The following is a 21062-nucleotide window of genomic DNA, read 5'->3' on the forward strand; positions in this document are numbered from 1 at the left end:
CCCGTCGACCGGCGGAGGAGGACGGCCTGCCGCCCTGACGACGCGGCGAGCACGCCGGAGGCACCGCCCTCACCGACCGTCCACGCGCCGCCCCTCCGCCCACACGGCGCGGACCTCCGACGCCGCGTCCAGCAGCACGACGTCCGCGCGGAATCCCGGCGCGAGAGACCCGAGATCCGCGCGGCCCAGCACCCTCGCGGGTGCCGCGGTCAGCGCCGAGACGAGGCTCGCCTCGTCAAGGCCGGCGGCGAGGCCGATCCGCAGCGCCCGGTCCTGCGTCAGGGTGGAGCCGGCGAGCGTGCTCGAGCCGCGGAGGACGGCCCGTCCTCCTGAGACGTCGACGTCCAGCGCGCCCAGGCGGTACGACCCGTCGGCCGATCCGGCCGCCGCCATCGCGTCGGTGACGAGCGCGATCCGGCCGGGGGCCTCGCGGAAGGCGAGGGCGGCGACGCGCGGATCGACGTGCTCGCCGTCGAGGACGATCTCCAGGGTCACCCGCTCGTCCTCGAAGGCGGCGACGACGGGCCCCGGGTCGCGGTGGTGGATGCCGGGCATCGCGTTGAAGGCGTGGGTCAGCAGTGTCGCGCCGCGATCGAAGGCCGCTCGCGCGCCCTCGGCGTCGGTCGCCGTGTGACCGACGGCCACCACGACTCCGGCCGCGGTGAAGCGCTCGATCGCCGCAGCGGCACCCGGGAGCTCGGGAGCGAGCGTGATCTGGCGGAGCGCGCCGTCCGCCGCGTCCAGGAGCCGGGAGACCGACTCGTCGTCGGGCGCGGAGAGGGCGGAGGGGTCGTGGGCGCCGCGTCGCGACGGCGCGAGGAAGGGGCCCTCCAGGTGCGCGCCGAGCAGGAGCGGATCCTCGGCGGCGAGAGCGGCGACCGTGGCGAGCGACCCCTCGAGCACCTCGATCGGCTGCGAGACGAGGCTGACGAGCGAGCGGGTCGTGCCCCTCGAGCGGTGCAGACGCAGCGCGGCGCGGATCGCGTCGGCTCCGTCCTCGAAGGACTCGCCCGCTCCCCCGTGCACGTGGAGGTCGAGGAACCCCGGGGTCGCCGTGAGACCGCGCGCGTCGACGACGTCGAGGCCGGGCCGTCGCGGCCACTCCCCGCCGCGGCCCGCGGCCCCGATGACGCCGTCCTCGATGAGCAGCCACGCGTCCGGCACGACGCCGGACGCGTCAACCGTCCGCGCACCGTGCAGGACGAAGGAGTCGGCGCTGCTCACGACCGGCGCTGCCCCAGCAGCGAGGCCGCCTCCCGATCGAGCACCACCGTGACGTCGCCGTGCCGTTGGAGCGCACTGCCGGGCAGGTCCTCGGTGACGGGTCCCTCCAGGGCGGCGGCGACCGCCGCGGCCTTGCCCGCCCCCTGCGCGATCAGCAGGAGCCTGCGTGCGCGCAGGACGGTGCCGATGCCCTGGGTCACCGCGTGGGTCGGCACCTGGGCGACGCTGTCGAAGAAGCGGGCGTTGTCGCGCCGGGTCGCCTCCGTCAGCGCCACGATCCGTGTGGCCGAGTCGTGCGGCGATCCCGGCTCGTTGAAGGCGATGTGGCCGTTGGATCCGATCCCGAGGATCTGCAGATCGACGCCGCCCTCGCGCGCGACCGTCTCGTCGTACTCCTCGGCGCTCCGCTCGCTCGGCACGCGCACGCGCTCCGGATCGAGCCCGAGAGGCTCCACGACCTCCTTCCGGACGGTCGCGTGGTAGCTGCGCGGATCCTCCGGCGACAGGCCCACGTACTCGTCCAGTGCGACCGCGCGGACGTCCGCGAAGAGCCCGGGCTCGCGGGCGACGGCGACGGCGAGCTCGCGGTAGAGACCCGAGGGGCTCGACCCCGTCGCGACTCCGAGCGCGTAGCGCTCGTGCCCGGCGAGGTCGTCGAGGACGACGCCGGCCGCGCGGCGGGCGACCGCCCGCGCGTCGGTCTCGATGTGGACGGTGACGGTCACGGGCGGCTCCTGCTCGCAGCGGTGGGCAGCGCCGTCCGGCGGCGCTCCCCCTGGGGGATCCCCACGACCGCGGCACCGAGGGCGGCGATCGGGAGGGAGGACGGGACGGTGACGAGTCGCTCGGCGACGGCGAGGGCCGACAGGAACGGCGACTGCTCGGCCTGGCGCTCGAGGAGCGACGCGGCCGCCTCGACGAGACCGTCGACGTGCCGGATGACACCGCCTCCGAGCACGATCGTGTCGGCTCCGTAGGTGGTCGCGAGCAGAGTGCACGCGTGGGCGAGTGCGCCGACGATGCGCTCGCGCTCCCGGGCCAGCCCCGGGAGGTCGGGGCGGTCGAGGAAGAGGTCGGTCGGAGTCAGGTCCTCGTCCACGGCGCGCAGCCGGCGCTCGATGCCGCCCCCGCCGAGGATCGTCTCGAGGCAGCCCGTCTGACCGCAGATGCAGCGCTCACCGCGGGGATCGACGGACAGGTGGCCGATCTCCCCCGCCATGGAGCCGACTCCGCGCAGGATCACGCCGTCGAGCGTGGTCGCCGCGGCGACGCCGGTGCCGACGTTGAGGTAGGTCACGTCGTGGTGCGCGAGCAGCCCGAGGGTGCTCGCCGCCCCCAGCGCGGTCGCCTTCACGTCGTTGTCCACCGAGACCTCGATCCCGACGGCCTCCCGCAGTCGCTGTCTGAGGGCCAGACCGGACCCGCGGATCCCGAGGTTTACGGCATGGGTGATCACCCCGGTGCCGACGTCGACGGTTCCGGGGATGCCGATGCCGATCGTGCGGAAGGCGGAGTCGTCCAGTGCGCGCCCGTGCCGCTGCGCGAGGATCCGCAGCACGCCGAGGGTGCCCCGCACCACTCCCTCCTCACCGCGGCCCGACTCGGTGACGAGCTCGTCGACGATCTCGCCCTCCTCCAGGAGGATCGCGTGCGTCTTCGTACCGCCGATGTCGATGCCGACCCTCATGCGCGCTCCTCCCCGCCGTGCGCCTGGATCACGCGCAGCGCAGCGAGCACGGGCCGTGTCCGCGAGGCGGTCACGACGATCTCGATCGCCTCGACGGCGACGGGCTCGAAGGCGAGGATCCGGCGGTAGCCGACGCTCGACGCGCGGGTGAGTACGATCCGCCGACCGTCCACGATCGCCGCGGCCTCGACGCCCTCGATCCTCTGGCCGAGGGCGATCTCCTCCTCCAGCACCACCGCGCGGACCGTCCGTGGCCGGTCGAAGCGCAGCAGCACGGTCGGAGCGGCGTCGGCGGCGTCCGGGGACCAGGTGCCGCCGGCGCGCATCTCGCGCGCGCTGCCGGAGGAGCAGACCATCGACGCCTCAGCCGAGATGTCGGCCGCGTTCCACTCCCGCAGGAGCTCGCCGAGACCGCGCAGGGAGTGGATGTCGGCCGGGCTCAGCCGGCCGTCGCGTCGCGGAGGCACGTTGAGCAGGAAGGTCGAGTTGCCGCCGACGGAGCGCTGGTGGATCGCGAAGAGCTCCTCGGCGCTGCGCACCCGGTCGTCCTCCTCGTCGTGGTGGAACCAGCCGGGGCGCGTCGAGGTGTTCACCTCGGCGGGGTACCAGACGGGCTCGCCGCGGTAGTCGGCGAGCGCCGCGCGGCTCCCGAGGTCGTCCTCGTCGCTGCGGGCGGAGGCGCGCGAGAACTCGCCGTCGTCGACCTGCTGCGAGCGGGAGGCGGTGCCTTCCGCGTCACGGAGCTCCCAGGGGACGACACTCCACTCGTCGCGGCGGGTCTCGCCCGCCTCGTTGCCGCACCAGCGGACGTCCGGTCCGCAGACGCTGATCACCGCGCCGGGCTGCAGGGCCCGGACGACCCGGTAGTAGCGGTCCCAGTCGTAGAGCTGCCTGCGGCCGTCCGGCCCCTCGCCGTTCGCTCCGTCGAGCCAGACGCAGAAGATCTCGCCGTAGCCCGTCAGCAGCTCGGTGAGCTGGGCGACGTAGAAGTCGTCGTAGGCGCGGCCCGAACCGTAGGACGCCTCGGCCCGGTCCCAGGGCGAGAGGTAGACGCCGAACGCGAGACCGTGCCGACGGCAGGCCTCGGCCACCTCGGCGACGAGGTCGCCCGCACCATCGCGCCACGGACTCGAGGCGACGGAGTGGTCGCTGACGGCGGTCGGCCAGAGCGCGAAGCCGTCGTGGTGCTTGCAGGTGAGGATCACCGCGCTCATCCCCGCGCCGCGGCAGGTGCGCACCCACTCGTCCGCGTCGACGTCGGCGGGGTCGAACAGCGACGGCGACTCCGTGCCGTCGCCCCACTCGCAATCGGTCATCGTGTTCATCCCGAAGTGCAGGAAGCCGTAGAACTCGAGGCGCTGCCAGGCGAGCTGCCTCGCCGACGGAGCCACGTGGCCGAGGTAGCGCGGATCCTGCGCGGGCGCCGGGATCATCGCCGGCTCCGGTTGTAGGCGGCGAGCAGGACGAGCAGCAGCGCGAGGCCGGCGAGCATCAGGCCCAGCGCTCCCCAGCCGTCGGCGGCGTGGCCGACGACCACCAGGACGACCGCCCCCGCGAGGACCGCGAGGATCGCGACGGAGGTCAGGGTCGACCGGACGACGGCGCTCATCGGAGCTCCTTCCAGACGAGACCGGCGGCCTCGAGGTCGAGCGGCACCGCCGTGCCGTCCTCGAGGACGACCGTGGTGCTCTGCGGTTCACGGGTGTTGTTGACGACGCAGTACACGCCGGAGTCGGGGTAGACGTTGACCTCGCAGACCGGGTTGCTGCTCGTGAAGCGGTCCAGCTCCTCCTCCTTCCCCGCGGCCCAGTGCAGGGCGCGCGAGAGCAGCCGGGCGGCGATCGGGCTGTAGGGCAGCCCCGTCGCGTAGACCGCGCGGCCTCCGCCCGAGGCGCGCGCAGCGAGGTGCACGTCGCGGGACTCCGAGAGGTGCAGGATCTCGGTCTCGGGGGAGATCGCGTAGACGTCCGGCAGCGGCTCGCCGAAGGAGAAGGACCCGAGGTCGATGCCCTCGGTGATGAAGTGCTCGCCCGTCACCGACCAGTCGTGCTTGTCCGAGGAGAGGCTGAAACCGCGCTCGCGGTCCACTCCGAAGCAGTCGGCGAGCTGGAAGAACCGGCCCTGGTGGCTCGTGGCGGTCGGCTCGCCGACCCCGACGAGCCCGCCACCGGCGTCGACCCACGAGCGCAGCAGCGCGACGAGCTCGGGTCGGCGCCACACGTCCCCGCCCGAGAAGGCGGTGTCCGCGGCACCCGCGGTGATGATCACGTCGATGTCGGCGTCGATCCCCCGCTCGAGGACGTCGTCGAACGAGAGGAACCGGACGTCGACGGGCATGCCGCTCAACGCCTCGAGCACGCCGTAGTAGGAGTACGCCTGCTTGGAGTGCAGCGCGTGCGCGACCGTGAACGCCTGCCAGGAGCGCAGTGCGCCCCAGTGGTTCAGCACGGCCACGACGAGGAGCTGCGCGGCGGGGTGCCCGCGATCCTCTCATGGAGCCCGCGGAACTCCTCCGCGATCTCCTCGACGGTCCGCACGAACTCGGGCGCCTTCGCCGCGAGGCTGAGATAGCCGCCGTAGCCCATGCGGTCGATCGGAGAGCGGAGGATCGCGCGGCGGGCCTGCAGCCAGTTGTCGAGGGCCTCGTCGCGGGGGTCGTTGCCCTCGTAGAAGGTGTCCGGGAAGAAGTACGGGAGGAACCGCCCCTCGGTGTAGCGCAGTCCCGGGATGTCCGAGATCATCCGCAGGGTCGTGCCGTCGCCGACGCTGCCGACGACGGCGTCGAGCCCGATGTCGGCGAAGCCCTCGCTGTAGGGCTCCATGCCGATCCACTGGTCGCCGAGGAACATCATCGCCTCGCGGCCGTCGGCCTTGACCTGCGCGACGAGCTCGGCGGCCGTCTCCTGGACGAAGGCGCGGACGAAGGCGGTCCAGGCCCGGTAGCTGTCGGAGGGGACCCGGAAGGACGAGTTGTAGTAGCCCTGGTCGACGAAGTCCTCGGCGCGCAGCGCGAAGCCGCGCTCGGCCTCGAAGTCGCGCAGCGCGCGCGGCGAGACGGTCGCGCCGTAGCCGAACCAGTCGACGAACTTCTCGCGGCCCTGCTCGTCGAAGACGAGCGAGAACTGGTAGAAGAACGTCGTGAAGCGGACGACGTCCACCTTCGGATTCTCCTCGAGCCAGCGGGTCATGGCGGAACGCAGATGCGCGGCGGTGGCGGGGTGGCGAGGGTCGTAGGGGATCTCGTGCTCGCGATCGCCCCACCCGTTGGTGAGGTGGTTGTACATCTCGACCGGGTCCCAGGCCACGTAGGCGAGGAACGCGACGGTGTACTCGTGCCAAAGCTGCGCGCCCGAGAGCACGACGGCCGCGCCGTCCGCGCTCAGCCTCCACTGCTCGCGCGGGACGAGCGATCCCGTCGTCCGGTCGACGACCTCCCAGTAGGGCAGCGCCTCCGCGTCGCGGTTGGGCTCGAGCTGCTGGTCGAAGTAGCCGTCCGCGTAGCCGATCTCGACCTCGGTCGCGCGGGCGAGGACGCGGTCGGACAGCAGGAACATCTGCGGTCGCTCCTCGAGGTGCTCCCGGATGAAGGCGTTGTCGCCCCGCACCGGGAAGTACGCGCCGTAGACGGCGAGTCCGAGGTCCACCACCGCGTCGTCGAGTCGGGTGCCGTCGCTGTTGCGGATCGCGTCGGCGCCCCAGAGGCGCGCGAGGCGCGCGGTCTCGTCGGCGAAGTCCTCTTCGCTGGGGATCGTGAAGCGTCCGGGGGTCCGGGGGGTCATGCGAGATGCTCCGTTCATTTGTCGGCCGCCGTCGAGACGCCCTGGAGGAGGCGCTTCTGCACGAGGGCGTAGAGGATCAGGGCGGGGACCATGACGATCACCATGCCCGCGTAGAGGCGGCCGTAGTCGGCGGCGGCCTTCTGCGCCGTGAAGAGGTTCAGCAGTCCGACCTGGATCGTCTTGTTCTCGCCCGGCATGAGGGTGAGGGAGATGATGAAGTCGTTCCAGAAGGACAGGAAGTTGAAGAGGATCGCCGTGTTGATGGCCGGCAGCGCCATCGGGATGATCACCGACACCATGATCCGCAGGCGCGACGCGCCGTCGAGCACCGCGGCCTCCTGGTACACGACCGGCACCGTGCGGAGGTAGGTCGCGAGCAGGTAGACGGTGAACGGGATCGATGTCGCCGCGTACACGACGGCGAGCATCACCGGGTTGTTGATGAAGAAGCCGCCCGGCAGCATCCCGCGCAGAGCGCGGTCCCACCCGATCAGCATCAGGAAGATCGGCACGACGATGTAGTTGACGTTGACGAAGAGGCCGCCGAGCAGCAGCGTCTCCAGGATCGCCTTGCCGCGGAAGTCGAACCGGGCGAGGGCGTAGGCCGCCGGGACCGAGATCACCAGGCACAGCACGAGGGCGAGCGAGACGACGAGGATCGACGTCAGGAAGTAGCGCCCCATCTCGGCGTCGATGAAAGCGTCGGCGAAGTTCTGCCAGAACGCCGTCTCCGGCAGGGTCCACGGGCTGCCGTAGAACTCGCCCTTCTGCTTGAGCGAGGCGACCAGCACCCAGACGACGGGGATCGCGATCGCGAGGGAGGCGGCCACCAGCACGACGGTGGTGAGCACCTTCCCGAGGCGCCGAGCACGACGGGCGTCGCCGCAGCGGGGGGAAGCGATGGTGAGAGCCATCAGAACTCCACATCCTCTCTCTTGGTGACGCGGTTGACGATCAGCGCGAGGGCGAAGGAGAACACGAAGATGACGACTCCGATGGCCATGCCGTAGCCGTAGGACGAGTTCGTGTAGGCCTGCTGGTACATGTAGCTGAGGAGCACCTCGGACGCGCCGTCCGGTCCGCCTCCGGTCATCGCCCGCACCAGCACGAAGCTGAGGTTGACGGAGCTGATGATGAAGAAGGTGAGGCTGGTGCGGATGCTCGGCCAGATCATCGGCAGGGTGACCTCGAGGAACTGCCGCACCGGGCTCGCTCCGTCGAGGGACGACGCCTCGTAGAGGTCCTCGGGCACGGCCGACATCGAGGCCATGTAGAGGACGAGGTAGTAGCCGACCGACTGCCAGACCATCGCGATCGCGATGCTGAACATCACGAGCGACTGATCGCCGAGCCAGACCGGGCCCTGACCGCCGCCGAGGAGGCCCAGGGCGGAGTTGAGCAACCCGTTGGACTGGTCGTAGACGGCCGAGAAGATCGCCGCGATCACGACGATCGACAGCACGCTGGGAACGTAGAGGACGAAGCGGTAGACGTTGCGGCCGGGCAGGTTCTGCCGGGTCATCACGGCGGCGAGCACCAGCGCGGAGCCCATCGTGACGATGGTCACGACCACGAGCATCAGCACGGTGTTCTGGAAGGCCCGGAGGAACGCGGGGTCGGAGGCCAGCAGCACGAAGTTCTCGAAGCCGATGAAGGTCGAGGTGTTCGAGAGGCTGCTCGTGCGGAAGAGCGACATGCGGAACACGTCGATCGTCGGCACGATCATGAAGAGGACGTACAGCAGGAACGCGGGGGCCAGGCAGGCGACGAGGAATCGCCGGAGCCCCTTCTGGTGCCCGGCCCGCCGGGGCGGCCGCCGCCGGGACCGGAGTCCCGGAACGGCGGCCGCGGTCTCGACGGACCCGCCCGCGTGCGTGGTCTGGGGGGTGACGGGCAGGACCGTCGAGCTCTCGGTCATCAGCTCGCAGCGCCCAGGCGGTTGCTGGCCTCGTTGAGCTCGGCCTGCCACTCGTCGACGCTCAGGTCGCCCGAGATGATCGAGTCGGCCGAGTTCAGCAGCGTCGTCTTGATGTCGACGCCCTCGACGGGCGCGGTGCTGGCGAATCCGCCGACCAGTGCCTTCGTGCCCTCGTCGGAGTAGACGGAGTAGAACTCCTTCGTGTCGCCGTCGAGCGAGTCGGCGAGGCCGGTGATCGGCTGGATCGCGTCGGAGGCGGCGAAGATCGCCGCGGCCTCGTCCGAGTAGAGGTACGCCATGAAGTCCTTCGCGGCGTCCTTGTTCTCGGCGGCGGCGGGGATCCACGCCGACTCGACGGACGTCGTGATGTAGCGCTCGCCTCCGGCCTCGACGGCGGGCAGCGGGGTCAGGCCCCAGGCGAAGCCGTCGGTGCGGGGCGCGTCGGCCATCTCGCCGACGATCCAGGTGCCGTTGGGCATGAACAGCGTGGTGCCGTCGAGGATCGACTGCTGGTTCTTGGTGAAGTCCTGCTGGTTGGCGTAGCCGACGGTGGTCGGGGCGGCGTAGGACAGCAGCTTCGCGGTGAGCTCGAGCGCCTCGCGGGCCTCGGGGGTCTCCCAGACGTCCTCCTTGTACGTCATGACGTCGGTGTAGAAGTCCTCTCCCCCGACGTCGGCCAGGAGCGAGAAGAAGTAGCCGTCGAGGTAGCCCGCCGTCGGGTAGGTGAAGAGCGACAGGCCCTCCGCCTTCGCCTTGTCGCCGAGCGCGAAGAGCTCGTCCCAGGTGGTCGGGACGGCCCAGCCCTTGGACTCCAGGAGGTTGGTGTCGTAGAAGAGGCCGGTCGGCGAGTAGTACATCGGCATCAGGTAGGTCTTGCCGTCGCCGTAGGGGTCGGTGTTGAGGTTGCCCACGACGCCGTCGACGAGCTTGTCGCCGACGGTCACGTCCTCGCCGGGGACCGTCGTCGTGAGCACGTCGGAGACGTCCTCGAGGGCCTTGTCCTTGATCAGCGTCTCGGTGAGGCCGGCCTGGCGGCCCTGGCCGAGCACGACCAGGTCGGGGTAGTCGCCCGCCTGGAGGTTCGGGGTCAGCTCGTCCTCGATGCTCTTGCTGGTCTGCACCTGGACGTCGATGTCCGGGTTGAGCTTCTCGTAGGCCGCGGCGACCTCGTCGTACATGTCGGCGCCGTAGCCGCCCTCGAGGGCGGCGATCTTCAGCACGCCGCCGGAGTCGCCACCGGAGGTGGATCCGGTGGTGCCGGCGCTGCAGCCGCTCAGGGCGATCGCGGAGGCGGCGACCAGGGCGGCGAGGCTCAGGGCTCGTTTCGTCATTGTCAGGTGTCCTTCTGTGCAGGGTGGGTGATTCGGGAGGGGAGAAGTCCGAGGGGACGGACAGGTGGGTCAGTAGAGGGCGAGCTGCTCGCGGAGCAGCTGAGCGCTCGCGCCCAGCAGCACCGCGTCCTCGCCCAGGCGGGAGGTGCGCAGGCGCACGTCGGGGCGGAAGCTGGAGCGGGTCCGGGAATGGACGGTGGCGGCCGCCGCCGAGAGGAGGGGCCCTCGACCAGCGCCGCCGGACCGGCGATCACGATCTCGGAGAGGTCGAGCAGTCCGACCACGGGGGCGAGGGCTGCTCCGATCCGTCCGCCGGCGGCGCCGAGGATCTCGGCGGTCCGGGCGGGATCGCGGGCGATCTGCTCCTCGAGGACGACGGCGGCCGCGTAGGTCTCGAGGCAGCCGTTCTTCCCGCAGGTGCACGGGCGACCGCCGTCCTCGACCACGACGTGGCCGATCTCGCCCGCGGCGCTGGAGCGCCCCGAGTAGACGCGACCCTCGATCAGCACACCGGCGCCGACTCCGCTCGAGATCTGGAGCAGCACGAGCGTGTCGTCGCCGCCGCCGTAGCGCTGCTCGGCGAGGGCCGAGCTGTCGGCGTCGTTCTGGACGACGACCGGCAGCCCGGAGGCCTTCTCGAGCAGTGCGCGGAGGGGGACGGAGCGCCAGCCGAGACGCGGCGCCTCGGCCACGGTCCCGTCGGGGAGGACCGTGCCCTGCGTGCCGACCGCGATGCCGACCACGACAGTGGCCGCCGATGCGACGACCTCGAGGGCCGCGGCGATCATGCGGTCCACCGACTCCGTGGGCGTGCCCAGTTCGCTGATGACGACCGCGCCGACCTCGCCGCGGAGATCGACGAGAGCGGCCCGCACATGGGTCGAGGAGGAGAGGTCGAGAGCCACGACGCAGCGCCCCGCGGCGACGACTCCCAGGACCGTGGCCGGCTTGCCGGGCCGGGAGCCGGGACGCTGGCCGATCTCCTCGACGATGCCGTCGTCGATGAGGTCGGCGATCAGGTCCGAGACCGTGACCTTGGTCAGCCCGGTCAGTCGACCGATGTCCGCGCGGGACAGGCCGTCCTGCGCGAACAGCGTGCGCAGCACCAGGCCTCGATTGTGGTGTCGCGTGTCGCGCTGGCTGGCCTTCCGGCCCTGCGACGCCGCGGAGGAGTCGTCGCGCTCGACGGGAGCGAGGGTGAGCTCGGTCATCATCTGGTGCTCCTCAGGTGTCGCAGGGCCGGTCGGCGGGTGGTGGCGGTGGTGCGGTCGGGTCGGCCTCAGCGGACGACGACGACCGTCTCGGCGCTCGTGGACGGCGCTGCGGTCGTCGTGCCCGAGTACGACGCGGTCAGCACGTGCCGGCCCTTCGACGACTTCGGCAGGGTGAAGACGACCTTGCCGTTGGTCGCGTTCACCTTCTTGACAGCGACCACGACACCCCGGTCGTACACGGTCACGGTGCCGCCCTTGGCAGTTGCTCCGTCCGCGGCGGACACGGTCACGCGGTAGGTGATCGTGCGAGCGTGCACCGCCGCGATCCCCTTCGTCGTCGTGGCGCTCGCGGTGGTGCCGGCCGCCACCGTCACCGGCGCGCTGGTCGCGGACCCGCTGGTGAACCCGGGCTTGGACGCCTTCACCACGACCGTGATCGACTGGCCGGCATCCGCCTTCAGGAGGCGGTAGGAGGACTTCGTCGCGGAGGGGATCGCCGTTCCGTTGCGCTGCCAGGAATAGGAGAGCGTGACGCCCGCCTCGCTCCAGGTGCCGGCGCTCGCCCGGAGGATCGAGCCGACCTTGGCGGTGCCGGTGATCGCGGGGGCGATCACCGAGATGATCCCCTGCTGCACGGGCGGGGTGTAGGCCGTGGTCGCCGCGGTCAGCTCGCTCGTCGCGGTCTGCACCTTGGCGGGCGTGACGGTCGAATTGCCCGTTCCGGTGACGGTGCGGTTGGCGGAGTCGAGGACGGCCTGGGCCTCGTCGATCTCGGTCTTCAGCACGGAGTACTCGGGAGTGGCGGCGACCGGGATCGCGCGGGCGCGGGTCAGCGCGGCCTCGAGCTCGGTCGTGTCGACGATGGTCAGGTCGACGTCGCGGGTGGCGCCGGAGGCGAACTCGAAGCGCAGTCCCGACTCGCCGACGATGCGGCTCGAGAGGAAGGAGCTCGAGAGGTCGATCCGGGTGCTGCCGTCGGTCGTCGTAGCGGTGTAGTCGGTGCCCTGGGTCAGGCTGCCGAGCACGTTGCCCTCGGGTCCGACGTACCGGACGGTCGAGAGGGTGTCGCCGTCGAGCGCGATGTCGTAGGACACCGTGTTTCCGGGCAGCGACGCCGCGGAGGCGTTCGTGTCGTAGGCGCCGGCGGCGGGGGTGACCTGCGGGTCGGCCGAGACCGGGGTGGTCGGGCCGAAGACGCGGATCTCGGTCATCGAGGGCGAGTACTGCTCCCCCGCGACCTTCGCCGTGATGGAGACGCGGAGCTTGCTGGAGGTGACGTCGCCGAATCCGGTGATCGTCTTCGAGGAGCCGACTCCGTCGGTGCGCGAGGCGAAGGTGCTCCACGACGAGGTCGCCGCGTCCCACTTCTGCAGGTCGTAGTCCTGGATGCGCGGACCGGTGCCCGAGTCGAGGAACTCCGAGAGCTGCACCTCGGAGAAGACGACGTCCTTGCCGAAGTCGAGGTCCACCGTCAGCGGGTAGGTCGCGTCGTCGGCGGCCGCCCAGCGGGTGGTGGCGTCGCCGTCGACGAGCTTGGACGCGTTGAGCGAGAAGTTCTGGTGCGGGTGGGTGGAGCTCGCGGTCGCCGTGGAGCCGATCGCGAGGTTCGTCCGGGTGTCGATGCCGTCGTCCTCGATCGGGTCGGTGTCGACGGGGTTCGCGACCTGAGCGCCGATCCGCTTCTCCTGGATGCCGATGTCCATGCCGGCGCCGTAGTAGAGGTCGGTGCCGAAGAAGTCCTTCTGCCCGACGTGGACGTTGTAGCGTCCCGCGTCGATCAGCGGCGAGGTGTCGGCGACCTGGAACTTCGCGGCTGACGTGAGGATGTTCTCCACTCCCGCACGCGTCGAGTAGGACGAGACGGGCGAGACGAACTGCGGATCGGCCGTCACCTTGCCCGCGTCGGCGGGCTCCTGCGGCGAGTGCGTCCCGGAGGCCTCGAACATGGCGTTGTTCGAGAAGCGGGCGTTGTCGAGAGCGCCGGGCTTCCGGAACCACGTCGTGGGAGTCGTCGTCGACGTGTTGTAAAAGACGTTGTTGAGGAAGTAGACGGGGCTCTTGAAGACCTCGTCGTGGACCTGATGCAGCTGCGCTCCGTCGTAGACGAAGACGTTGTTGGTGAAGTAGGTCGGCGAGTAGTTCGTCGAGAGCATGTTCTTCACGAGAACGCCGTTGTCGTTGACGCTCAGGTTGTACCGCGCGACGGAGTTCGAGCTGTTGCCCATGTAGGACATCCACCCGCCCTTGTTGTCGTGCGAGTAGTTGTACTCGTAGGTCACGTCGAAGTTGGTGAACTCGAGGTCCCAGGGAGTCGCGTCGTACTCGTTCGCGGGTCCGTCGTAGACCTCGTTGTAGCGCATCACCGAATCGGCGCCCGCCCAGAGGTAGAGACCGGCCGAGACCTGGTTGTAGCGGCGGAGGAAGCCGTTGACCTCGTTGTACTCGACGACCATGTCCTTGGTGTTCGCGAGCTGGATCGCGCCCTGACCGGTGTCGGCGGCGTAGTTGTGGCCGATGTAGACGTTGCGGCTGTAGAGGTCCCGGTCGCGGACCCAGGCCTGCTCCCACCCCTCGTGGTACTTCCCGGTCGAATCGGTCTGGCCCTGGGCGTCGCCGAACCAGTTGAACGCGAACTGCACGGCGTGCAGCTCCACCTTGGTGAAGGTGTTGTCCTCGATGCGGACGTCCTGGAAGTGGTGGCCGCCCGTGCCGTACTCCGTGTACTGCTTCGAGCCGAAGACCTGGAAGTTGATGCCGCCGTAGTGGATCCGCTGCCAGGTGCTCGGGCCGTCGATGTCGTGGATGTCGAGCCCTGAGATGCGGAAGTAGTCCATCACCGAGTCGTCGCCCGTGAGCTTGTCGGCGTTGATCGAGATGCTGACACCGTCTCGGACGATGGATCCGGTGGTGATGTCGGTCGCGAAGTCGTCGTCGTTGCTGATCGAGAGGTCGTGGATCTCCCAGTACTGCTGGTTGCGCAGGCTGATCGCGCCGGTCAGGCCGACGGTCTCGGGGTTCTTGGTCTGAGTGCCGGGGAGGAAGGGGCTGGCGACCCGGCCATCGGTGGCGATGGACGGCTTCGTCGCGGAGTCGCCGTAGGCGTCGATCACGATCGGGCGGCCTGCGGAGCCGGAGCCCTGGGGCAGCAGCTGCTGGCCGTTCCAGGTCTCGCCCGCCTTGAGGAGGATCCGGTCACCGGCGGAGTACGTCATCGTGCTGGCCTTGGTGAGCGACTTCCACGCGGTGGTGCGCGAGGTACCCGCGGCGGCGTCATCGCCGGCGGTCGCGTCGAGGAAGTAGTCGGTGCCGCCGAGGCTGTTGGCGGTGTTGCCCGCCCAGCCCGTCGAGGGCTCCGCGGCGGTCGCCGCGGGTGCGCCGGCGAGGCAGCCCAGGGCTACCAGCGCGGCGGTGCCGAGGGCGGCGAGGGAGAGCGGGAGCCGCCTCGTCGCTCCGGAGTGTCGGGTCATCATCTAGTCCTTCGGTTCGATCGTCGAGAGGAGCGCTTCGTCCGTGTCGGGCGAGGCGGTGGAGACGAGGTCGTCGAGGTAGCCGTCGAGACGGTCCGAGACGACCACCGACCGGATGCGGTCGGCGTAGAGCTCGAACGCGGCGTCGGAGTCGACCGACGACGAGACGAGCTGGAACAGGTGGACGGCACCGTCGGCGACGACGGGGGCGGAAGTCGCTCCCGCCTCGAGGCCCTGGACCGAGGCGAGCGCCTCGGCTGCGGGTGAGCCGGCCGGGAGATCGGTGGCGCCGTCGATCGTCGAGTCCGTGGCAGTCGCTCGGCAGGCGGACTCGACGGCGCCGAGCGACGGCGGTGCGACGGCGAGCGCCGCGGCGCAGCCGGTGTCCTCGGCCGCGGTGGCGGGGAGGCTCAGCGAACGGATGCTCCACGTGCTCGCTTTCGCCGCCCAGTCGGCCGCGTTCGCGTCGTAGTAGGCGCGGACGTCGGCGTCCGTCACATGCAGCGGTCCGCCGTCCTCCGCAAGCAGATCGGTGAGCTCGGTGCGCAGCAGCGTGATCGTCCGGGAGTAGTACTCCGGCGCCGAGAACTCGGTGGTCCCGTAGACGATCTCACCGGCGGCCAGTGCGGCGGCGCGGGAGTCGTTCTCCTCCTCCAAGGAGCGGAGGAAGCCGTCGAAGTCGTCGAAGTCGATCAGTCCGTGGGCACGGGCGAGGCCGAACAGCTGCGCATCGCGGAGGGACTGCTCGAGTGCGCGCTTTCGCAGCTCGGCGTCCGCCTCGGCGGCGGGAACGGTGCCGGCCCGGACGGCGTTCGACACGGAGTCGTCAAGTAGCCCCATCTGGAATCGGATCTCATCGGCCGAGATCGCACGGTCGCCGACGACGGAGACGGGACGGTCGGCGTGGTCCACGGCGAGGACGACGACTCCGGAGGCGAGGGCGGCCAGACAGAGCACGCCGGCGGTGATCAGAGCGCCGCGACGACGGGATCGGGGGTGATGCGGGTTCGGCACGTGCTCTCCTCTCGGTCGACGGCGACGATTCGATTTCGAAAGTATGTGGAACTAACTAACCCCGGCGCAAGAGCGTGGCGCCGTTTCGATGTAACCGTCTTGTTACGGATTGATCCGATGAATGATCCCCTTCTGTTGCCTAAGTTCGGATCCGGGAACCATGAACCCGATCTGCTGTCTGCTATGGTCCGATGAATACCTCGGCCGGGCGAGGTCGTCGAACGGAGCCGATGTGCACGGGATCACTCTCCTCGGTCGCGCCGGTGACGCGTTCGAGGCGTCCGTCGAGGCGCAGGAGGCCGGGGTAGTGGGCCGCTGGCTGCCCCTGCCGGCCTTGGAGCAGGCGCTCCTGCACTCACCCGTGTGCACCGATGGATCCGTCGACGCCGTACTCGTCCCCGCCGATCTCCTGCCGAGCCTCGCCGCCGCCGGAGCGATCCGCCCGCTCGACGACCTCGCGGCGCGCTCTCCCCTCCCGGGCGGGAGCACGGATCGGTCGGGCGCGTTCGACGCCTCCCTCGTCTTCGACACCGGCGGCGGTGCCCGCCTCTGGGGCTCGGCCTTCCACTGCGGACCGCAGCTCGTCCTCTACCGACGGGACCTCTACGAGGACCCCCGGGAACGCGAGCGCTTCGCCGCGGCTCACGGTCGCCCCCTTCTCCCCCGTCGACCTGGGCGGACATCGACGATCACGCCGTCTGGTTCACCCGACCCGGAGAGGGCCTGTACGGCACGGTGCTCGCCGGCGCCCCGGACGGGCACAGCAACGTCTACGACCTCGTCCTCCGGATGCGACTGGCCGGCGGTGACGTGCTCACCGCGGACGGCCGCTCGAACGGGTTCGAGGACGAGGCGGGGGCTGCGGCCCTGCAGAGCCTGCGCCGCAGCTTCGACACGGTGGTCGACCCGGCGGCCAGGAACTGGGACTCGGTGCGCTCGGGGCGGGCGTTCGCCGAGGGCCGCGTCGCCCTGATGGTCAACTGGGCGGGCTATGCGGCTCTGGGTGACGAGCGCATCGGCGCCGTCGCGGTGCCGGGTGTCGAGACGGTCAACGCTTTCTGGGCCCTGGCGATCACCGCCGGGTCCTCGAGGCCCCAGGCCGCCTGGCGCTTCCTCCAGCAGTGCGCCACTGCCGCAGGAGACCGCGCCACGACGGTCGCGGGATCCACGGGGGTCCGACGCAGCACGTGGTGCCACCCCGTTCTCCTGCAGAAGAATCCCGCACTCCGTGTCTTCGAGCAGGCGTACCGCCGCTCCCGTCCGCTTCCCGTCCACCCGCGACTGCCAGAACTGACCGCTGTGCTCGGCCGTCTGGTGCAGAGCGTCGTGCACGACGGAACGGACACCGCGACCTCGGTGGAGCGCGCAGCCCGAGCGGTGGACCGGATCGTCGGTGCCGCGGAGAGCACGACCGGGCAGACCCCAGGGAGAACAGCATGAGAAGCAGCGTCACGGCGCTCCGAGCGGGCGCACTCGCGTTCGGCGGAGCGCAGATCGGCAATCTGTACCGCGAGACGACCGAGGAGGAGGCGTCGACCGCCGTCGCCCGCGCCCTCGAGTGCGGCATCCGGATGTACGACACGGCACCGCACTACGGCCTCGGCCTCTCGGAGCGACGACTGGGCGCCGCGCTCGCGGGAGCGGACCGCGACTCGATCGTCGTGTCGAGCAAGGTCGGCCGGCTCCTCGAGCCCGCCGACGCCCCCGAGGACGCAGTCGACGACGAGGGCTTCGTCGTCCCTGCGACCCTGCGACGGCGGCTCGACTACTCACGTGACGGCGTCCTGCGCTCGATCGAGGCGAGCCTCGAGCGCCTCGGGCTCGACCGGCTCGACATCGTCTACGTGCACGACCCCGACGACCACGCCGAGCAGACCCTCGACTCCGCCCTTCCCGCGCTGATCGAGCTGCGCGAGCAGGGAGTGATCGGCGCCGTCGGGGTCGGGATGAACCAGTCGGCCGCTCCCGCCCGCTTCGTCCGCGAGAGCGACCTCGACCTGGTCATGCTCGCCGGCCGGTACACGCTTCTCGATCAGGGGGCTCTGCACGATCTGCTCCCCGTGGCGCTCGAGCGGGGCGTCGGCATCGTCGCGGCCGGCGTCTACAACTCCGGGCTGCTCTCGCGCCGACGTCCGGCGGTGGATGCCCGGTTCGACTACGCCCCGGCCCCCGCCGCGATGATCGCGCGGGCGACCGCGATCGCCGAGGTCTGCGAGCGGCACGGATCGACGCTGCCGGACGCCGCCGCCGCCTTCCCCCTGACCCACCCCGCCGTCGCCTCGGTCGTCCTCGGCATGCGCACGGCCGAGCAGGTCTCCTCCAACGTCGCCCGCTTCCGGGCCGCTCCCCCGGCCGCCCTCTGGACCGAGCTCCTCGAGCTCGGTCTGCTCGAGAGCGGGACCCCGATCAGGGACCTCTCGGGTCCCGACTCCGAAAGGCTCTCCTCATGACCCGGATCACGGCCGTGACCGTCACCGACCTCCGCTTCCCGACCTCGCTCAGCGCCGACGGTTCGGACGCGATGAACAAGGATGCGGACTACTCCGCCGCCTACGTGCGCCTCGACACCGACGACCCCGCGCTCAGCGGGTACGGGTTCACCTTCACGATCGGGCGCGGCAACGAGCTCTGCGTGCTCGCGGCACGCCTGCGCGGCGCCGCTCTCGTGGGCCGCGACGTCGAGGAGATCGTCTCCGATCTCGGCGGCCTCTACCGCGAGCTGCAGTCCGACTCGCAGGTCCGCTGGCTGGGACCGGACAAGGGCGTCGTGCACCTCGCCCTGGCCGCGGTGATGAACGCGGTCTGGGACCTCGCGGCCCGCCGCGCAGGGAAGCCCCTCTGGCGCCTGCTCGCCGAGATGTCGCCCGAGGAACTGGTGGCTGTCGCCGACCTGCGCTACCTGTCCGACGCGCTGACGAAGGACGAGGCGCTCGCGATCCTCGCCGAGAAGCAGCCGACGCGGAGCGCGCGGATCGCCGAGCTCGAAGGCTCCGGCTACCCCTGCTACACCACGAGCGCCGGCTGGCTCGGCTACTCGGACGAGAAGCTGCGGCGCCTCTGCCAGGAGGCCGTCGATGCCGGGTACCGGCACGTGAAGCTGAAGGTCGGCGGCTCGCTCGAGGACGACGTGCGCCGCCTGGGCATCGCGCGGGACGTGATCGGCTGGGACGTCGCCCTGATGATCGATGCGAACCAGGTCTGGGACGTGCCCGAGGCGATCGAGCACACGAAGGCGCTCGCGCAGTTCCGCCCCCTCTGGATCGAGGAGCCCACCAGCCCGGACGACGTGCTCGGCCATGCCGCTGTGCGCGCGGCGGTCGCGCCGATCGGCGTCGCGACAGGAGAGCACGGGATGAACCGGGTGCTCTTCAAGCAGATGTTCCAGGCCGAGGCGATCGACTACTGCCAGCTCGATTCCGCGAGACTGGGCAGCGTGAACGAGATCCTCGCCGTCTATTTGATGGCGCAGAAGTTCGATGTGCCGGTGTGCCCGCATGCGGGCGGGGTCGGACTCTGCGAGCTCGTGCAGCACCTCTCGGTGTTCGACTACGTCGCGGTGTCCGGATCGCTCGACGGCCGGGTCACGGAGTTCGTCGACCACCTGCACGAGCACTTCGTCGATCCGTGCGTCGTGCGCGACGGCGCCTACGTCGTGCCCTCTCAGCCCGGCTATTCCGCCCAGATCCACGAGTCGACGATCGAGGAGTTCCGCTTCCCGGACGGGTCGTACTGGGCCACCGCCTCGAGCGCCGCGGTCTGACCCTGTGATCGTCGACGCGCACCTGCACGTCTGGGACCCGGTCCGGCACCGCTACGCCTGGCTGGGTCCGCAGCACGCTCCGATCGACCGCGTGGTCACGGCGCAGGAGGCCCTCGGCGTCCTGCGGTCCGAGGGAGTGCACCGCGCGGTGCTGGTGCAGGCGGCCGATACCGCAGAGGACACCGACGCCATGCTGGCCGCGGCGCGCGAGCACCCGGAGCTGGTCGGAGTGGTCGCGCACCTCCCCCTCGAGGACCCGGACCGCACCGCTCAGCGTCTCGAGGAGCTGAGCGGGGAGCCGCTGGTCGTGGGAGTGCGCGTGCTCGTGCACGACCGCGCCGACTCCGACTGGCTCCTCCGCCCGTCCGTCCGCGCCAGCCTGGACCTGGTGGAGCGGGCAGGGCTGACGCTGGATGTGCCGGCCGTGCTGCCCCGGCATCTGGCTCTCGTGCCCGAGCTCGTCGAGCGCCACCCCTCCCTCCGCATCGTCATCGACCACCTGGGCAAGCCGCCCGTCGGCGCGCTCGGGCCGTGGCGGGAGGGCGAGTGGGAAGCGGCGCTGAGAAGGATGTCTCCGCTGCCCACCGTCACCGCGAAGCTCTCGGGCTTCCAATCGCTGCGCGCGGACGCCTCGGAGTGGAGTGTCGAGGAACTGCGACCCGTCGTCGGCGCCGCACTCGAGTCACTCGGGCCGGAGCGGCTGATGTTCGGCGGTGACTGGCCGGTGTGCGAGCTCGCCGGCGGCTACGGCAGGGCACTCTCGGCCGTGCAGCATCTCGTCGCCGGACTCGCGGACGACGAGCGTCACGCGGTGCTCGCAGGGACCGCGACCCGCGTCTACGGTCTGGACGGATCCTCGACGGTGCGCGAGGCCGCGAACTCCTGCACGTCGTAGAGGTGCACGTTCATCGCGGTTCGCGCGCGGTCGGGATCACCGGTCTCCAGCGCGTCGACGATCGCGGTGTGCTGCTGGAAGGTCCTCGCGATGGCCCCCTCCTCGGAGACCGAGCGCCAGAGGCGGGTGCGGAGCGTCCGGCTCGAGAGCGCCTGGATCAGTGCCTCGAGCACCGGGTTCCCCGCCGCGCGGGCGATGGCCGTGTGCAGGGCGATGTCCGCCTCGAGCATCCGCTCGTGATCCTCCTCGCTCGGGTCCTCGAGCAGAGGCGCGATGAGGGCGAGGATCTCCCGCAGGCCGGCGATCCCCTCGGCATCGAACGATCGGGCGGCGATCGCAGCGGCCTCCGCTTCGAGGACCCGACGCACCGAGGCGATGTGCGCGCTCTGCCCATCGGCCTGCATGTCGATGACGAAGCCCATCGGCGCGATCAGGAGAGACGCATCCAGAGCGGTCACGTAGGTCCCGTCCCCCTGCCGGGTCTCGAGGACTCCCATGAGAGCCAGTGCACGGACACCCTCCCGCAGCGACCCCCGCGAGACGCCGAGCTCCGCGGCGAGCTCCTTCTCGATGGGGAGGCGGTCACCGGGGCGCAGCGCGCCGCGGACGACGAGCTCGCGGATCCCGTGCACCACGACGTCGGTCTGCGAGCGGACGGCCGGGTCGCGAATCTCGGAGTGCGGCATGACCCGATGGTAGCCGTGCCGATCGGAGCCCACTCCTTTCATCGGATGTATCAGCGCAAGAGCCCGGCTTCCACCTTTTTTCAGCCT

General features: G+C 70.7%; 19 protein-coding genes. 4 read left to right on the forward strand and 15 right to left on the reverse strand.

Translation table 11 applies throughout. The features are described from left to right. Positions 1 to 69: 69 nt before the first annotated feature. The 14 genes from AC0CID_RS10185 to AC0CID_RS10250 all read right to left on the reverse strand — a co-directional run bounded on the left by AC0CID_RS10185 (position 70) and on the right by AC0CID_RS10250 (position 16280). Positions 70 to 1224 (reverse strand): N-acetylglucosamine-6-phosphate deacetylase, encoded by a 1155-nt coding sequence (locus AC0CID_RS10185; protein WP_465226714.1) that lies wholly within the window; start codon positions 1222 to 1224, stop codon positions 70 to 72. Then, positions 1221 to 1949 carry a glucosamine-6-phosphate deaminase gene (locus AC0CID_RS10190; RefSeq protein WP_465226715.1) on the reverse strand — a complete coding sequence of 243 codons (729 nt, stop codon included), beginning with the start codon at positions 1947 to 1949 and terminating at the stop codon, positions 1221 to 1223. The genes AC0CID_RS10185 and AC0CID_RS10190 overlap by 4 nt, the downstream gene beginning before the upstream one ends. Continuing rightward, positions 1946 to 2911 carry an ROK family protein gene (locus AC0CID_RS10195; RefSeq protein WP_465226716.1) on the reverse strand — a complete coding sequence of 322 codons (966 nt, stop codon included), beginning with the start codon at positions 2909 to 2911 and terminating at the stop codon, positions 1946 to 1948. Before AC0CID_RS10195 ends, AC0CID_RS10190 begins: the two co-directional genes overlap by 4 nt. After that, a complete protein-coding gene (locus AC0CID_RS10200) occupies positions 2908 to 4344 on the reverse strand; it encodes an alpha-L-fucosidase (protein WP_465226717.1) in 1437 nt (478 codons plus the stop codon). Before AC0CID_RS10200 ends, AC0CID_RS10195 begins: the two co-directional genes overlap by 4 nt. Next, positions 4341 to 4520: a DUF6903 family protein gene (locus tag AC0CID_RS10205; RefSeq protein ID WP_465226718.1), complete on the reverse strand. Its 180-nt coding sequence runs from the start codon at positions 4518 to 4520 to the stop codon at positions 4341 to 4343. Before AC0CID_RS10205 ends, AC0CID_RS10200 begins: the two co-directional genes overlap by 4 nt. Next, positions 4517 to 5365 (reverse strand): lacto-N-biose phosphorylase central domain-containing protein, encoded by an 849-nt coding sequence (locus AC0CID_RS10210; RefSeq protein ID WP_465226719.1) that lies wholly within the window; start codon positions 5363 to 5365, stop codon positions 4517 to 4519. Before AC0CID_RS10210 ends, AC0CID_RS10205 begins: the two co-directional genes overlap by 4 nt. Beyond that, complete coding sequence (gnpA, locus tag AC0CID_RS10215; RefSeq protein ID WP_465226720.1) at positions 5353 to 6690, reverse strand: 1,3-beta-galactosyl-N-acetylhexosamine phosphorylase; 1338 nt, start codon at positions 6688 to 6690, stop codon at positions 5353 to 5355. The genes AC0CID_RS10210 and gnpA overlap by 13 nt, the downstream gene beginning before the upstream one ends. Before the next feature lie 14 nt (positions 6691 to 6704). Continuing rightward, positions 6705 to 7604 (reverse strand): carbohydrate ABC transporter permease, encoded by a 900-nt coding sequence (locus AC0CID_RS10220; protein ID WP_465226721.1) that lies wholly within the window; start codon positions 7602 to 7604, stop codon positions 6705 to 6707. After that, the gene (locus AC0CID_RS10225) at positions 7604 to 8608 is read right to left on the reverse strand and encodes a carbohydrate ABC transporter permease (protein WP_465226722.1); all 1005 of its coding nucleotides are present in this window, start codon (positions 8606 to 8608) and stop codon (positions 7604 to 7606) included. The genes AC0CID_RS10220 and AC0CID_RS10225 overlap by 1 nt, the downstream gene beginning before the upstream one ends. Then, entirely contained in the window at positions 8608 to 9939 is a 1332-nt protein-coding gene (locus AC0CID_RS10230; protein ID WP_465226723.1) for a carbohydrate ABC transporter substrate-binding protein, read from the reverse strand. The genes AC0CID_RS10225 and AC0CID_RS10230 overlap by 1 nt, the downstream gene beginning before the upstream one ends. Before the next feature lie 2 nt (positions 9940 to 9941). Then, positions 9942 to 11153 carry an ROK family transcriptional regulator gene (locus AC0CID_RS10235; protein ID WP_465226724.1) on the reverse strand — a complete coding sequence of 404 codons (1212 nt, stop codon included), beginning with the start codon at positions 11151 to 11153 and terminating at the stop codon, positions 9942 to 9944. A 65-nt stretch (positions 11154 to 11218) separates the two neighbouring features. Further along, entirely contained in the window at positions 11219 to 14620 is a 3402-nt protein-coding gene (locus tag AC0CID_RS10240; protein ID WP_465226725.1) for a galactose-binding domain-containing protein, read from the reverse strand. Positions 14621 to 14623: 3 nt separating this feature from the next. Beyond that, positions 14624 to 15634 (reverse strand): hypothetical protein, encoded by a 1011-nt coding sequence (locus AC0CID_RS10245; RefSeq protein ID WP_465226726.1) that lies wholly within the window; start codon positions 15632 to 15634, stop codon positions 14624 to 14626. Positions 15635 to 15989: 355 nt separating this feature from the next. Next, positions 15990 to 16280, reverse strand: coding sequence for a hypothetical protein (locus AC0CID_RS10250; protein WP_465228147.1), 291 nt, complete (start codon positions 16278 to 16280; stop codon positions 15990 to 15992). On the opposite strand from AC0CID_RS10250, the gene AC0CID_RS10255 reads away from it, so the two are divergent. From AC0CID_RS10255 to AC0CID_RS10270, 4 genes are read left to right on the forward strand one after another with little or no spacing between them, the layout of a single operon-like run. Then, positions 16202 to 17074: an extracellular solute-binding protein gene (locus AC0CID_RS10255; RefSeq protein WP_465228079.1), complete on the forward strand. Its 873-nt coding sequence runs from the start codon at positions 16202 to 16204 to the stop codon at positions 17072 to 17074. The two genes, AC0CID_RS10250 and AC0CID_RS10255, sit on opposite strands and share 79 nt — an antisense overlap. Next, positions 17071 to 18084 carry an aldo/keto reductase gene (locus AC0CID_RS10260; RefSeq protein WP_465226727.1) on the forward strand — a complete coding sequence of 338 codons (1014 nt, stop codon included), beginning with the start codon at positions 17071 to 17073 and terminating at the stop codon, positions 18082 to 18084. Before AC0CID_RS10255 ends, AC0CID_RS10260 begins: the two co-directional genes overlap by 4 nt. Then, entirely contained in the window at positions 18081 to 19394 is a 1314-nt protein-coding gene (locus AC0CID_RS10265; protein ID WP_465226728.1) for an L-fuconate dehydratase, read from the forward strand. The genes AC0CID_RS10260 and AC0CID_RS10265 overlap by 4 nt, the downstream gene beginning before the upstream one ends. A gap of 4 nt (positions 19395 to 19398) precedes the next feature. Beyond that, the gene (locus AC0CID_RS10270) at positions 19399 to 20289 is read left to right on the forward strand and encodes an amidohydrolase family protein (protein ID WP_465226729.1); all 891 of its coding nucleotides are present in this window, start codon (positions 19399 to 19401) and stop codon (positions 20287 to 20289) included. Here the strand turns inward: AC0CID_RS10270 and AC0CID_RS10275 are convergent. Beyond that, complete coding sequence (locus AC0CID_RS10275) at positions 20232 to 20975, reverse strand: FadR/GntR family transcriptional regulator (protein ID WP_465226730.1); 744 nt, start codon at positions 20973 to 20975, stop codon at positions 20232 to 20234. The two genes, AC0CID_RS10270 and AC0CID_RS10275, sit on opposite strands and share 58 nt — an antisense overlap. Positions 20976 to 21062 lie beyond the last annotated feature (87 nt).

It is taken from the genome of Rathayibacter sp. AC451 (assembly GCF_979253095.1).

Excerpts from the sequence above, each read along its gene's own strand:
- AC0CID_RS10225 (WP_465226722.1), bottom strand. The coding sequence starts at position 8,608 with ATGACCGAGAGCTCGACGGTCCTGCCCGTCACCCCCCAGACCACGCAC.
- AC0CID_RS10265 (WP_465226728.1), top strand. The coding sequence starts at position 18,081 with ATGACCCGGATCACGGCCGTGACCGTCACCGACCTCCGCTTCCCGACC.
- AC0CID_RS10220 (WP_465226721.1), bottom strand. The coding sequence starts at position 7,604 with ATGGCTCTCACCATCGCTTCCCCCCGCTGCGGCGACGCCCGTCGTGCT.
- AC0CID_RS10200 (WP_465226717.1), bottom strand. The coding sequence starts at position 4,344 with ATGATCCCGGCGCCCGCGCAGGATCCGCGCTACCTCGGCCACGTGGCT.
- AC0CID_RS10205 (WP_465226718.1), bottom strand. The coding sequence starts at position 4,520 with ATGAGCGCCGTCGTCCGGTCGACCCTGACCTCCGTCGCGATCCTCGCG.
- AC0CID_RS10240 (WP_465226725.1), bottom strand. The coding sequence starts at position 14,620 with ATGACCCGACACTCCGGAGCGACGAGGCGGCTCCCGCTCTCCCTCGCC.
- AC0CID_RS10195 (WP_465226716.1), bottom strand. The coding sequence starts at position 2,911 with ATGAGGGTCGGCATCGACATCGGCGGTACGAAGACGCACGCGATCCTC.
- AC0CID_RS10235 (WP_465226724.1), bottom strand. The coding sequence starts at position 11,153 with ATGATGACCGAGCTCACCCTCGCTCCCGTCGAGCGCGACGACTCCTCC.
- AC0CID_RS10260 (WP_465226727.1), top strand. The coding sequence starts at position 17,071 with ATGAGAAGCAGCGTCACGGCGCTCCGAGCGGGCGCACTCGCGTTCGGC.
- AC0CID_RS10230 (WP_465226723.1), bottom strand. The coding sequence starts at position 9,939 with ATGACGAAACGAGCCCTGAGCCTCGCCGCCCTGGTCGCCGCCTCCGCG.
- AC0CID_RS10275 (WP_465226730.1), bottom strand. The coding sequence starts at position 20,975 with ATGCCGCACTCCGAGATTCGCGACCCGGCCGTCCGCTCGCAGACCGAC.
- gnpA (WP_465226720.1), bottom strand. The coding sequence starts at position 6,690 with ATGACCCCCCGGACCCCCGGACGCTTCACGATCCCCAGCGAAGAGGAC.